The following is a 13313-nucleotide window of genomic DNA, read 5'->3' on the forward strand; positions in this document are numbered from 1 at the left end:
GGTTATACTGCGCCGCATCAAGCCATCACCGCGTTCCACAAAGGTTGACTCAATGTCCATGCGTAACGATGCCAACGACGACTTCGACGATGTACCGAGCCTGCGTGCCGACAGCCTCGACGACGATGATTTTCCGACCACCGCTCGTAACTCCGTGCATTCGCGGCCCGCGCCAGTCGTCAAAGTCAAAAGCGCGAGCACCGGCCCGCTGTGGGCGCTGGTAGGCGCCTTGTTCTTTGCATTTGCAGGCCTTGCCTGGTGGAGCTTCCAGCAGCTCTCGCTGATGGAACAGCAATTGGTGGCGACCCAGGAAAGTTTCGCGCGTATCAGTGAGGAAGCGGCGGGGCGCTTGCAGGACATTTCCGGCAAGGTTGTCGCCAGTCAGACCAACGTCAGCAGCGACAGCGAAGCCTTGAAGCTGCAAATCAAGCAGCTGGAAAGCAAGCTCCAGGATCAAAGTAAACAGCAGCAAGGCGTTGTCGGTCAGACCACCGATCTGGACAAACGCCTGGCGCAGATGAGTGCACAGACCACTGATCTGGATAAGCGCTTGGCGCAGATAGCCGAGCAAGGCACCGAACAACAGACCGCCACCATTCAGTTGCAGGCTCAGGTCAAAGTCTTGAACAGCGATGTAGCCGTGCTGAAAAGCAACCCGGCGGACACAGACAAATTCGACGCGCAACTTAAAAGCCTTGGCTCCGACATCGTTGCACTGAAGAAACAAGGCAACCCGAGCGCCGCTATCGAGCGTCTGGAGCAGGAGGTCATCATCCTCAAAAGCCAACAGGATAATCGCCCGGCCGCGACGCCAGGCGGGACCAATACCGCCGAGTTCGACGCCTTCCGTAGCCAGGTCACCCGCAACATCAACACCCTTCAGGCGCAGATCCAGAATTTGCAGCAGCAGCTACGCGCCCGGCCGTAAGAGTCGGCCAGCTACACCTGAACCCCTGAAGCAGCTGGCGCAGCCTGCGTTCGGCTGCGCAGCAGTCGTGAAATCAGACACTGCGTTTTATCAGCCGAACCGCAGTGTCTGGATCACGACTGCTGCGCAGCCGAACGCAGGCTTCGCCAGCTGCTACAGGGGACCGTCTTCTGTGCTTTCCTGAATATCCATACATACCCCATTGCCGTCTACGCTCTTGAAACACCAACAAGAACGAGGGATGCGCAATGGGGTTTTTGCATAGGTTGGCCTTGCTGGGCGTGATGCTTTTGCTGTGTCTTGGCCAGGTTCAAGCTGCCGGCACGGAAAAGGACGACAGCCAGGCTGCCAAAGCCCTGCTGGAAAAAGCCCTGGCGTACTACCACGACCATGGCGACAAGGCCTTCGCTGCTTTCAGTCGTCAGGGCGAGTTTGTCGACAAGGATCGTTACGTGTTCGTGGTCGACACCAAGGGCGTGATGCTCGCCAGCGGCGGGCCGTCTTCGGCGTTGATTGGCCGTGATGTGTCCGATGTGCTCGGGCCGGATTTGCAGAAAGCCTTCAAAGACGCCTTGAACGTGCCGGAGGGCAATGGCATTCAGCAAGCCGAATATCGCTGGCAGAACTGGTCCGACGGCAAGGTCGAACGCAAGCATGTGTTCTACCAGCGCATCGGTCAGCGGATCCTGGCGGTGGGTTACTACTTGCCACGGGCCTCAGCGGAACAGGCGATGGCGTTGCTGAACAAAGCAGCGGCCGATCTGGCCAAGGACGAGAAGGGCACGCTCACGGCCATCAACTCCCTCAAGGGCGGGTACTTGCAGGATGATTTGTACGTCTTCGTCGTCGACCTGGATAACCAACGGTATGTCGCCCACGGCACCAACCTGCGGTTGATCAATACCGACTTCAGCAAGATCAAGGATCCGGAAGGCAAGCCGGTTGGGGAGCCGATCCTGGCGCTGATGGCCAAGCAGGACGATGGCGAATACGAATACCGCTGGAAAAACCCGGTGACCGGCAAGATCGAGGACAAGCATGCCTACCTGAAAAAGGTCGGGCATTTTCTGGTGGCTGTCGGGTATTACAGCCCTTGAGCAATGATCGTTCCCACGCTCCGCGTGGGAATGCCTCAATGGACGCTCTGCGTCCGCTTTTGGGACGCAGAGCGTCCCGGGCTGCATTCCCACGCAGAGCGTGGGAACGATCGGGGTGGTGGGGTTAGCGGACTTTATCCTCGCGCCCACGCAACACCATATTCGGCATGGCAATCGCCGCCGCCAGCCCCAGCAGCGACACCGCCGCGCTGACCATCAGCAAATGCCGGAAGGTCAGCAGCAGCTCAGCGCGCAAGGCGTTCTGCGCATCCCCCGGCGCGGCGTTCAAACCATCGAGCAAGACGTTCCCGGAACTGCCCTCGGCAATCATCGAAGAGCCGGCCAGGTGGGCAAAACTTGAGTCCTGCAACAATGCCAACAGCAGTGCGGACATCAACGCCACACCCACCGCGCCGCCCAGTGAGCGGAACAGGTTGGTGGTGCTGGTGGCGACACCGATGTCCCGTTGTGCCACCGCGTTCTGCGTACCGACCAAGGACGTCGGGAACTGCATGCCGCTAGCAATCCCGCTGAGCAACATGAACAGACTACTGAGCACAAATGCCTGGGGAGGACTGAACGCCATACCGAGAATCGAGATCGGCATGATTAGGGCCCCGGTCAGAATCATGGGTTTGTAGCGCCCGGTCACCGAGGTTCGGCGGCCGGCGAAATACGCGCCGATCGGCAAGCCTATCGCCAGCGGCAACAGGTGCAACGCGGCGCTGTCGGCCCCGGCACCGGTGACGCTCTGGAAGCGCAGTGGCATCAACACAATCAGCGAGATCGCCTGGAAGCTGGTGAAGAAGATCGTGCACCAGCACAGGATCGCATTGCGGTTGGCGAACAAATGCATCGGCAGCAGCGGCTCCCGCGCCCGGCGTTCATGCCAGACGAACAGTGCCAGTACCAACACCGCACAACCGAGCAGGCCCAGCACTTCGGCGCTGCGCCACGAATGGCCCTGACCTACCTGGGTGATGCCCAGCAACAAAGCGGTCAAGCCGATGATCATCAGCATCGTACCGAGGTAATCGATGATCGGTTTGCGTTGTGGCACTGGCAAACCCACCAGTGTTCGATTGGCCACCAGCCAGGCACCGAGCCCCAACGGAAGATTGATCAAGAACACCCAACGCCACGACAGGTACTCGGTCATATAGCCACCGAGCACCGGGCCGGTCACGCTGGCCACTGCGTACATGCTGCTGAAGTAACCTTGATAGCGGCCGCGTTCCCGGGGCGGCACGATGTCGCCAATGATCGCCTGGCTGACCGAAATCATCCCGCCAGCACCGATGCCTTGAAGAATCCGCGCCAGCACCAGCTGCTCCATGCTCTGGGCCATGCCGCAGAAAAACGAAGCGACCGTGAACAACCCCATGCCAAACAGCATCAACTTGCGGCGACCGTACAGATCACCCAGTTTGCCGTAGATCGGCACGGCCACCGTCATCGCCACCATGTAGCCGGAAATCACCCAGGCCAGCAGGCTGACGTCCTTGAATTGTGCGGAAATGGCCGGCATCGACACGGCGACGATGGTCTGGTCCAGCGCGCCCAGAAAGATTGCCAGCATCAGGGCGATCAACACGCTGCGAATGGCCGGTTTGGGCGTTTCAGGCTGGTTGAGATTGGTCACGGGTTAGAACCTGCGGACAGTGATTGACCCGCAAGAAGCAAGGCGAGCGGGGATGCTCGCCAGTGTAAGTCGATAGCAGGCTATTCGATAGCCTCGTATGGAAGGCCGACGTAATTTTCTGCAATGGTTTTTCGACCGGCCTCGGAGTCGACGAAGTACTCCAGTTCCGACTCGGCAATCCGCTGGCTGAAGGCGTCGTTATCGTCAAAGCGGTGCAGCATCGAGGTCATCCACCAGGAAAACCGTTCGGCTTTCCACACCCGGCGCAGGCAGACCTCGGAGTATTTCTCCAGCAAATCCACACGGCCTTCTCGGTAAACCTTCAGCAGAATAGTGAACAGCGTACTGACGTCGCTGGCCGCCAGGTTCAGGCCCTTGGCGCCGGTGGGTGGGACGATGTGCGCGGCGTCGCCGACCAAAAACATCCGCCCGTACTGCATCGGTTCGACGACAAAACTGCGTAACGGCGCGATGCTTTTTTCGATGGAAGGCCCAGTGACCAACGACGCTGCCAACGCGCCAGGCAGACGGGATTTGAGTTCATCCCAGAAGCGCTGATCAGACCAGTTCTCGACGTGCTCGCCGGCCGGCACCTGGAGGTAGTAGCGGGTGCGGGTGGCCGAACGCATGCTGCACAGGGCAAAACCGCGTTCATGGCGGGCGTAGACCAGCTCTTCGTGAACTGGCGGGGTATCGGCAAGAATCCCCAGCCAGCCAAACGGATAGACCCTCTCGAACACTTTCAGGCACTCGGCAGGAATCGACTGCCGGGCCACGCCATGGAAACCGTCGCACCCGGCGATGTAGTCGCAATCGAGTTGATACAGCTCGCCGTCCTTCTCAAAAGTCACGAACGTCTCATCGGTTTTCATCCCGTGAGGAACGACGTTGCCGGCTTCGTAAATCGTCTGCGCACCGGCCTCCCGACGAGCGGCCATCAGGTCGCGGGTGAGCTCGGTCTGACCGTAGATCATCACCGTTTTGCCACCGGTCAGGGCTTGCAGATCGATGTGTACGCGGCGTGCGTCGAGGGCCAGTTCGAAGCCTGTGTGGACCAGCCCTTCGGCGTCCATGCGCTGACCCACTCCGGCTTGGCGCAACAGCTCTACCATGCCTTGTTCGAGGACGCCGGCACGGATTCGTCCGAGCACATAGTCCGGGGTCTGGCGTTCGAGAATGAGGGTGTCGATGCCGGCGTTGTGCAGCAATTGGCCGAGCAATAAACCGGACGGACCGGCGCCGATGATGGCGATTTGGGTTTTCAGCGTTTTCATTGTTTTTATGACTCGCAAGCTTCACGCGACCAGGGCCGGTGAATAATTTTTATGGATCGAGTGCTTGCATTTTTCTCTCGCGAGTCTGTCAATTGAAGGGGAAAACTGAGCCGATACCTGTACATTCTGCCAATCGGTGCGATTATCGCCCGCCTACCCCCGAGGCCTGGATTGAAGTGATGAACAAGCCTGACCTACCTTCGATTCCAGTGTTCAAGCTCTACGGTGAAAGCCTGGATTGGCCGACCCCGGACTTGCTGCACTGTGAAACCATTTCCAAACGCAGCCGCGAACACCAGTGGGAAATCAAACCCCACCGCCACGCCGATTTGTGCCAGTTGCTCTTCGTATTCAAAGGTCAGGCAGAGCTTGAAATCGAAGGCAAACGTACGCAATTGACCGAGCCGGCGATCCAGATCCTGCCACCGCTGTCGGTGCACGGCTTCCGGTTTTCCGAGGACGTCGAAGGGTTTGTGGTGACCCTTGCCGCGCCGCTGGTCGCCCATCTTCAGGCGCAACTGGGCAACTCGGTGAACGCCCTGGCCCAGGCCGAAAGTTATCCGGCGGGCAAGGAAGGCGAGTACCTCAACAGCCTGTTTTCAGCGCTGCAAGACGAATACACCGGCCACCAGCCGGCTCGCGAAATGCTCATGCATTCGCTGGTCAGCGTGATCATGGTGTGGGTCAGCCGCCAGGTGATTTCCCGCCGCAACGCCAGCCAGCGTCCGCAGCGTGCCCGGGAATACCTGAACGGTTTTATCCAACTGGTGGAAGAGACCTATCGCCAACACGTCAAGGTCGAAGACCTGGCCCATCGGCTGGGGATTTCCGTGTCCCACCTCAACGGCACGTGCCGTGAGCTGGCGGGGCAACCGGCGTTGCAGATCATGCACGAACGTCAATTGCTGGAGGCCAAGCGCTTGCTGACCTATACCAGCATGACCATTTATGAAATGTCCGACGTGTTGGGGTTCTCTGATCCGACCAACTTCACGCGCCTGTTCCGACGTCGAGTGGGGATCTCGCCCAAGGCATTTCGCGACCGCTTGAAGGCCGATCAGGACAACGAGGCCTGATCCCCTTCGTTACTTGAGGGCGTTGAGGGTCGCGTTGTGGGGAATGCAGCGTTCGAAGTTACAGCTCGCGTATTCACGGGGCAGTTGTCGCAACTGCTCGACGCGCCAGGCCGCGGTGCCATACAGCGCGAGCGTGGCCGCGCAGGTGATGAAAATCGCGAGGTATCTTCTTGTTTTGATGTTCATGGCGTTGACCTCTGAACGAATACCCTTCGGTATTACTTTGAGCATAGGTCAGCGCCAGTGAGTTGCCACCAACGCGGCCTCTCTGGTCGTTCCCACGCTCCGCGTGGGAATGCAGCCCGGGACGCTCCGCGTCCCATCTAAAGCCGAACGCGGAGCGTCCGTTGAGGCATTCCCACGCGGAGCGTGGGAACGATCATTCGGTTACAGGCCGATATCCCACGCCGGTTCTTCCGGAAATCTGAGCACCAGAAAATCCAGCATGCTGCGCAACGTCGCCGGCATGTGTTTGCGTGAGGTATACACCGCGTAAACGTTCATTTGCCGGGGTTCGGCGTGTGGCAGCAGGCGGATCAGTTCGCCGCTGTGGATATGCACACCGGCCTGATAACTGGGGAGCATCGCCACCCCGGCGCCAGCCATCGTCGCGCGCAACAATGTGCTGGCTTCGTTGGCGCTGATGTTGCCCTGCACCGGCACTGACACCTGCTCACCGTCCTCCTCGAAATGCCAGAGACTTTTGCCGAAGTAGGAGTGGGTCAGGCAATTGTGCTGGCTCAGATCCTCGACCCGCAGCGGCGTCGCGTGCTCGAGCAGATAAGCGGGGGAGGCGCAGATCACCGAACGGCAGACCGTCAACCGCCGCGCGATCAGGTTCGGGTCCAGGTCATTGCTGGTGCGGATCGCCAGATCGATGCGCTCATCCACCAGGTTCACCGTGCGGTCGAGCATCTGCATGTCGATGCTCACGCCGGGGTAACGTTTGACGTAAGCGGCCATGGCATCCGCCAATTGTGCCTGACCAAATGAAGTGCTGACGCTGATCCGCAACACGCCGCGTGGTGCCTCGTCCGGTTCGCTGACGGCGGCTTGCATGTCCGTGGACAGGTCGAGCATCTGCCGACATCGAGGCAGGATTTCACTGCCAGCGGCGGTCAGGCTCAGCTTGCGCGTGGTGCGGTGCATCAGGCGTGCGCCGACCCAATCCTCCAGCTCCGCCAGATAGCGCGAAACCACGGGCCGTGACAGGTCCAGGTGATCGGCGGCGGCGGACTGGCTGCCGAGGTCAACCACCGTGACGAACACTCGCATTGCTTGTAGACGATCCATGATTTGCCCACTTTCAGAAACAAACTATGTCCCAGCATCGCATTTTTTGTACTGCGTCATGCAACTAAGCTCTGTCCCATCGCCAAGCACGGCATTCGGACAACGGAGCAACAGATGATCGGCTTCACCTCGCTTAAACGTATTTTGCTGGCCACCGCCACCCTAGGTTTCGCCGCCCACGCAGCGGCTGCCTCGAGCCTGACCCTGGACGTCTATAACCCGGGCGACAAGGCGATCTTCCCGGTGACCTCGGTGTTGGTCAGTGGCGAGAAAGACGCGATTTTGGTGGATGCACAATTTGGCAAATCCCAGGCCGAGCAAGTGGTCGAGAAGATCCGCGCCAGCGGCAAGCAACTGACCACCATCTACATCAGCCACGGTGACCCGGATTACTACTTTGGCCTCGACACCCTGACTGCCGCATTCCCCAACGCCAAAGTGCTCGCCTCGCAGCCGACCGTGGATCACATCCAGAAAACCGTCGACGGCAAACTGGCGTTCTGGGGGCCGAAAATGGGCACCGACGTGCCTGCCAAAACCATCGTGCCGCAGGTACTCAAAGGCGACAGCCTGATGCTCGAAGGGCAGAAATTGCAGGTGGTGGGGTTGGACGGCAAGCAACCGGATCGCACCTTTGTCTGGATTCCGTCGATCAAGGCTGTGGTCGGTGGCGTCGTCGTCGCGGAAAACATCCACGTGTGGATGGCCGACACCCAGACGCCGCAGTCCCACGCCGATTGGCTGACCACATTGCACGCCATCGAAACCCTGAAACCGAAAACCATCGTGCCGGGTCATTACCTTGGTGAGAGCGCCCGTTCGCTGGCCGCCGTGCAGTTCACCGCCGATTACATCAAAGCCTTCGACGAAGAAACCGCCAAGGCAAAGGACGCTGCCGCGCTGATCGCCGCGATGAAAAAACGCTACCCGAAGCTGGGAGAAGAAAGCTCGCTTGAATTGAGCGCCAAAGTCGCCAAGGGCGAGATGAAGTGGTAACCCGATTCACTCACTCACACTGATCCACACTGGAGAACGTCATGAGCAAGATCGCAATCATTGGTGCCACCGGTCGTGCCGGTAGCCAACTGCTGGAAGAAGCCCTGCGTCGTGGTCACAGCGTTACGGCGATCGCCCGCGACACCTCGAAAATCGGCCAGCGTGCTGGTGTGGTCAGCAAAAATGTTGATGCCCTGGACGCTGAAGCCTTGCAAGCGGCAGTCGCTGGCCATGACGTGGTGATCAGCGCTGCGCATTTTTCGACGCTTCCTGCCAGTGCCGTGATCGGGCCGGTGAAACAGGCTGGGGTGAAACGTCTGCTGGTGGTGGGCGGTGCCGGTTCGCTGTTGCTGCCGGATGGAACCCGCGTCATCGACAGCGAGGGTTTTCCGCAGGCGTACAAGGCTGAGGCCAGCGCGGGTGCGAAGTTTCTGGAAAACCTGCGGCAGGAAAAAGAGCTGGACTGGACTTTTGTGTCGCCGTCGGCAGAGTTTGTCGAAGGTGAGCGCACGGGGACGTTTCGGATCGGCAAGGATGATTTGCTGGTGAGTAGCGAAGGGCGGAGCTGGATCAGTTTTGCCGATTATGCGATTGCGTTGCTGGATGAAGTGGAATCGCCGAAGCACCCTCGGCAGCGGTTCACCGTCGGGTACTGATCCTCGTAACACCACAAACCTGTAGCAGCTGGCGAAGCCTGCGTTCGGCTGCGCAGCAGTCGTAAACCCGGTATCCACAGTTTTGCTGACACACCGCGGTGGATGGTTTTACGACTGCTGCGCAGCCGAACGCAGGCTTCGCCAGCTGCTACATGGTTTCGACTCAGCGCGCCTGAGCCTGCTCCACCAACCACCCCATCAACTCGCGCAACTTCGGCGAAGGCCCGGGTTTTTCAGGGAAAACCAGGTAATACGCCAACCCGGTCTTAACCTTCAATTCAAACGGCATGACCAGCCGCCCCGCACTCAAATCATCGCCAATCAGCGACCAATCCCCGATCGCCACGCCTGTCCCCTGTGACGCCATCGACATCGCCAGGTCCAGCGTTTCGAAATGCTGACCCTTGCCGACATTGCTCAAGCGAATATCCGCGGTGGCCAGCCAGGCCTTCCAGTCCCGTTCATCCCTTGTCGGGTGCAGCAACATGTGCTGCTCCAGATCCTCCGGCGTCATCAGCGGCACTGGACCTTCCAGTAGAGGTTTGGAACAGACCGGTGTCAGTTGCTCATCGAACAAATGAAAAGAAGCCAGCGCGCTGTCCGGCGGTGCGCCGTACATCACCGCAGCATCGAACTGCTCGCGATGAAAATCCACGCCATGTTTGACCGTGGTGGTCAATTCCACCGGCACATCCGGGCGCTCCCGTTGCCACTGCAACAGCCGTGGCAACAGCCAGCGCATGACACACGTCGGGGCCTTGAGTTGGAGGGTTTCGCGCTTCTCGCCGATCTGCTCCACGGCTTCGTCGATCAAGCCGAAAATCTGCTGGACCCGTGGCAGCCATTCCCGTCCTTCGGCCGTCAGGTCAAGGCCCCGGGCCTGGCGAATGAACAGTTCATAACCCAGATGTTCTTCCAGCCCGGCGATCTGCCGACTCACCGCACCTTGGGTGATGTACAGCTGTTCAGCAGCACGGGTGAAGTTGCAGCACTGCGCGGTAATCAGAAAAGTGTGCAGCGCCGGCAGGGGAGGCAATCGTTTCATTGGGATCCAAGGTATGACGTGAGGACATGGCTAGTATGACTTTTTATCCATTGTTGCGGCTACGTGTCGCCCGTTCCAATGAGGCCATCCCTGGACCTGCCCACTCATCATAAACACTGCGCAGGTCCGGCGTCTCAAACGAACAAGAAGGGCAAAGACATGGCGACGTGCGGCGAAGTATTGGTCAAGTTACTCGAAGATTACGGAGTTGAGCAGGTGTTCGGCATTCCCGGGGTTCACACCGTGGAGCTGTATCGCGGGCTGGCCCGTTCGAGCATCAACCACGTCACTCCGCGTCACGAACAGGGCGCCGGTTTCATGGCCGACGGTTACGCTCGCACCAGCGGCAAACCGGGTGTGTGCTTCATCATCACCGGCCCTGGCATGACCAACATCACCACCGCCATGGGCCAGGCCTACGCCGACTCGATCCCGATGCTGGTGATCTCCAGCGTGCAATCGCGCAGCCAGTTGGGCGGCGGTCGCGGCAAGCTGCACGAGCTGCCGAACCAGAGCGCATTGGTCGGCGGTGTGGCGGCGTTCTCTCACACCTTGATGTCGGCGGCTGAATTGCCGGGCGTCCTGGCGCGTGCCTTTGCTCTGTTCCAGGCCGGCCGTCCGCGCCCGGTTCATATCGAAATTCCGTTGGACGTATTGGTCGAAGAGGCCGATGACTTGCTCGCCAGTCTTCCGGTGAACATCGACCGTGCCGGTGCCGCGCCGAGTGCAGTTGCCCGCATGACCGCGTTGCTGGCCGGTGCCAAGCGCCCACTGATTCTCGCCGGTGGTGGCGCCATCGATGCCTCCGCCGAGTTGACTGAACTGGCCGAACTGCTGGACGCCCCGGTGGCCCTGACCATCAATGCCAAGGGCATGCTCGAATCCAACCATCCATTGCTGATCGGCTCGACCCAAAGCCTGGTCGCGACTCGCGCTTTGGTGGCTGAAGCTGACGTGGTGTTGGCGATCGGCACCGAACTGGCCGAGACCGATTACGACGTCACCTTCGCCGGCGGTTTCGAGATTCCTGGCGTACTGCTGCGGGTGGACATCGACCCCGACCAGACCGTGCGCAACTACCCGCCGAAAGTCGCGTTGGTAGCCGACTCGCGCAACGCGGCTCAAGCCTTGCTGAGCGAACTGTCCCACCACTCGCTGGCCGAGCGCCGTAACGATTGGGGCCAGGTTCGTGCCGCACGCTTGCGCGACGAACTGGCTGCCACCTGGGATGCGCCGACCCTGGCCCAGACCCGTTTCCTCGAAACCGTCTTGCACGAACTGCCAAACGCAGTCTTCGTCGGCGATTCGACCCAACCGGTGTACACCGGCAACCTGACGTTCAACCCGGAACGCCCGCGTCGCTGGTTCAATTCGTCCACCGGTTACGGCACCCTCGGTTACGCCTTGCCGGCAGCGATTGGCGCCTGGCTCGGCGGCAGCGTTGAAAACGGCGCGCGGCCTCCAGTGGTGTGCCTGATCGGCGACGGCGGCCTGCAATTTACCTTGCCGGAACTGGCCAGCGCCGTTGAAGCGCGCACCCCGGTGATCGTCCTGCTGTGGAATAACCAGGGCTACGAAGAGATCAAGAAATACATGGTCAACCGCGCCATCGAGCCGGTCGGCGTGGACATCTACACCCCGGACTTCATCGGCGTGGCCAAGGCGCTGGGCTGTGCCGCCGAAGCCGTCTGCGGTGTCGAGCAACTGCGCAGCGCACTGCGCGCCGCTGCCGATCGCCAGGGTCCGACCCTGATTGAAATCGATCAGACTGTGTGGATGAAGGCGGTGTCGAAATGAGTTTCCCTACGACGCTGGATGGCCTGTTCATCGACGGCCAATGGTCCGCCGGCAACGAACACCTGCGCGTGATCAACCCGGCCACCGAAGCCTTGTTGACCACCGTGAATGGCGGCGATGAACATGCTGTCGATCAAGCCGTCACTGCCGCGACCAACGCCTTCAAGGAGTGGTCGAAATCCACCGGCGCCGAGCGCGGCGCGATCCTGCGCAAAATTGCTGCGGGCGTGCAGGCCGGTCGTGAACAGTTGATGCATTTGCAGTCGAGCAACAATGGCAAGCCGCTGTTTGAAGCCGCCATCGATGTCGACGACGTGATCGCCACCTTCGAGTACTACGCCGGTTTAGCCGAAGGGCTCGATGCCAAGCAAGACAGCAATGTCGAGCTGCCAACCGACGACTTCAGCGCTCGTGTGCGTCGTGAACCCGCAGGTGTTGTCGGCCTGATCGTGCCGTGGAATTTCCCGATGGTCACCACCGCCTGGAAACTCGCCCCGGCCCTGGCCGCCGGTTGCTGCGTGGTGCTCAAGCCGTCCGAAGTCACGCCGCTGCCGGAACTGGAACTGGCGGCGATCATCGCGGAGGCCGGTCTGCCCAAAGGCGTGTTCAACCTGGTCTGCGGCACTGGCCTGGCGGTTGGCGCGCCGTTGTCGGCTGACCCGCGCATCGCCAAGATTTCCTTCACCGGCAGCAACGCCGTCGGTGTTCAAGTCATGCAACGTGCCGCAGAAACCGTGAAGGGCGTGAGCCTGGAACTGGGCGGCAAATCCTCGCTGCTGGTGCTCAAAGACGCAGACATCGAACTGGCCGTGGAAGTGGCCTGTGGCGGCGGTTTCTTCAACGCCGGGCAGATGTGTTCGGCCACCAGCCGCGTGCTGATCGCCGATGAACTGGCCGATGAATTCCTCATCCGTTTGAAGGCCCGCGCCGAAGCCATTTGCGTGGCCGACCCGTTCGACCCGAACGTGGAAATGGGCGCACTGGTCAATCAGGCGCAATACCAGCGCGTGCTGGGGCACATCGATCGCGGTTTGAGTGCTGGCGCCAAGCTGGTTTGCGGCGGCAATCGTCCGGCGGACCTGCCGCGCGGCTATTTTTTGCAGCCGACGATTTTCACCGAAGTGCCCCTCGACAGTGCGCTGTGGTGTGAAGAGATCTTCGGCCCGGTGATCTGCGTGCGCAGTTTTGCCACCGAAGCCGAGGCGATTGCCCTGGCCAATGACAGCCAGTTCGGTCTGGTGGCCAGCGTGGTCACCCGCGACGCCGAAGCGGCAGATCGGGTCGCCAACGCTTTGCAGGCGGGGCTTGTGTGGATCAACGCGCCGCAAGTGATCTTCCCGCAGACCGCTTGGGGTGGCTACAAACAGAGCAGCATCGGCCGCGAATTGGGGCCGTGGGGCTTGCAGGCTTTCCAGGAAATCAAACACGTGATTCGAGCGGTCTGACGGCTCGAAAAGGGTCAACGCATGCCTCGTGATGAGGCATGCGCTGGCGTCATGGCTTCAATGA

Annotated in this window: 12 protein-coding genes; 7 read left to right on the top strand and 5 right to left on the bottom strand. The window is 60.3% G+C overall.

The annotated features are described in order from the left end of the window. Positions 1-52 precede the first annotated feature (52 nt). Positions 53-928 carry an ATPase gene (locus ACMXYI_RS12870; RefSeq protein WP_415773484.1) on the top strand — a complete coding sequence of 292 codons (876 nt, stop codon included), beginning with the start codon at positions 53-55 and terminating at the stop codon, positions 926-928. A gap of 248 nt (positions 929-1176) precedes the next feature. Further along, complete coding sequence (locus tag ACMXYI_RS12875) at positions 1177-2025, top strand: cache domain-containing protein (protein WP_415773486.1); 849 nt, start codon at positions 1177-1179, stop codon at positions 2023-2025. Positions 2026-2149: 124 nt separating this feature from the next. On the opposite strand, the gene ACMXYI_RS12880 is transcribed toward ACMXYI_RS12875, so the two are convergent. Continuing rightward, the gene (locus ACMXYI_RS12880) at positions 2150-3667 is read right to left on the bottom strand and encodes an MDR family MFS transporter (RefSeq protein WP_415773487.1); all 1518 of its coding nucleotides are present in this window, start codon (positions 3665-3667) and stop codon (positions 2150-2152) included. An 80-nt stretch (positions 3668-3747) separates the two neighbouring features. Continuing rightward, positions 3748-4941 (bottom strand): 4-hydroxybenzoate 3-monooxygenase, encoded by a 1194-nt coding sequence (pobA, locus tag ACMXYI_RS12885; RefSeq protein ID WP_415773488.1) that lies wholly within the window; start codon positions 4939-4941, stop codon positions 3748-3750. A 179-nt stretch (positions 4942-5120) separates the two neighbouring features. Here pobA and ACMXYI_RS12890 point away from each other — a divergent pair, with 179 nt between their 5' ends. After that, on the top strand, positions 5121-6017 hold the full coding sequence (locus ACMXYI_RS12890; protein ID WP_008156068.1) for a helix-turn-helix domain-containing protein: 897 nt from the start codon (positions 5121-5123) through the stop codon (positions 6015-6017). A 9-nt stretch (positions 6018-6026) separates the two neighbouring features. Here the strand turns inward: ACMXYI_RS12890 and ACMXYI_RS12895 are convergent, their stop codons facing one another. After that, positions 6027-6203: a hypothetical protein gene (locus tag ACMXYI_RS12895; protein WP_170206612.1), complete on the bottom strand. Its 177-nt coding sequence runs from the start codon at positions 6201-6203 to the stop codon at positions 6027-6029. Between the two features lie 201 nt (positions 6204-6404). Beyond that, a complete protein-coding gene (locus ACMXYI_RS12900) occupies positions 6405-7310 on the bottom strand; it encodes a LysR family transcriptional regulator (RefSeq protein WP_415773489.1) in 906 nt (301 codons plus the stop codon). 114 nt (positions 7311-7424) lie between these two features. Here ACMXYI_RS12900 and ACMXYI_RS12905 point away from each other — a divergent pair, with 114 nt between their 5' ends. Then, complete coding sequence (locus ACMXYI_RS12905; protein WP_415773490.1) at positions 7425-8306, top strand: MBL fold metallo-hydrolase; 882 nt, start codon at positions 7425-7427, stop codon at positions 8304-8306. Between the two features lie 41 nt (positions 8307-8347). After that, complete coding sequence (locus ACMXYI_RS12910; RefSeq protein WP_415773491.1) at positions 8348-8962, top strand: NAD(P)-dependent oxidoreductase; 615 nt, start codon at positions 8348-8350, stop codon at positions 8960-8962. A 163-nt stretch (positions 8963-9125) separates the two neighbouring features. Here the strand turns inward: ACMXYI_RS12910 and ACMXYI_RS12915 are convergent, their stop codons facing one another. Further along, positions 9126-10007, bottom strand: a complete 882-nt coding sequence (locus tag ACMXYI_RS12915; RefSeq protein WP_008156058.1) for a LysR substrate-binding domain-containing protein — start codon at positions 10005-10007, stop codon at positions 9126-9128. Positions 10008-10166: 159 nt separating this feature from the next. Here ACMXYI_RS12915 and ACMXYI_RS12920 point away from each other — a divergent pair, with 159 nt between their 5' ends. Continuing rightward, complete coding sequence (locus ACMXYI_RS12920; protein WP_415773492.1) at positions 10167-11804, top strand: 5-guanidino-2-oxopentanoate decarboxylase; 1638 nt, start codon at positions 10167-10169, stop codon at positions 11802-11804. Beyond that, entirely contained in the window at positions 11801-13249 is a 1449-nt protein-coding gene (locus ACMXYI_RS12925) for an aldehyde dehydrogenase family protein (RefSeq protein WP_415773493.1), read from the top strand. Before ACMXYI_RS12920 ends, ACMXYI_RS12925 begins: the two co-directional genes overlap by 4 nt. Positions 13250-13313: the final 64 nt, after the last annotated feature.

Origin of the sequence: Pseudomonas lyxosi (assembly GCF_047758685.1) — a bacterium.
GTDB lineage: Bacteria > Pseudomonadota > Gammaproteobacteria > Pseudomonadales > Pseudomonadaceae > Aquipseudomonas > Aquipseudomonas lyxosi.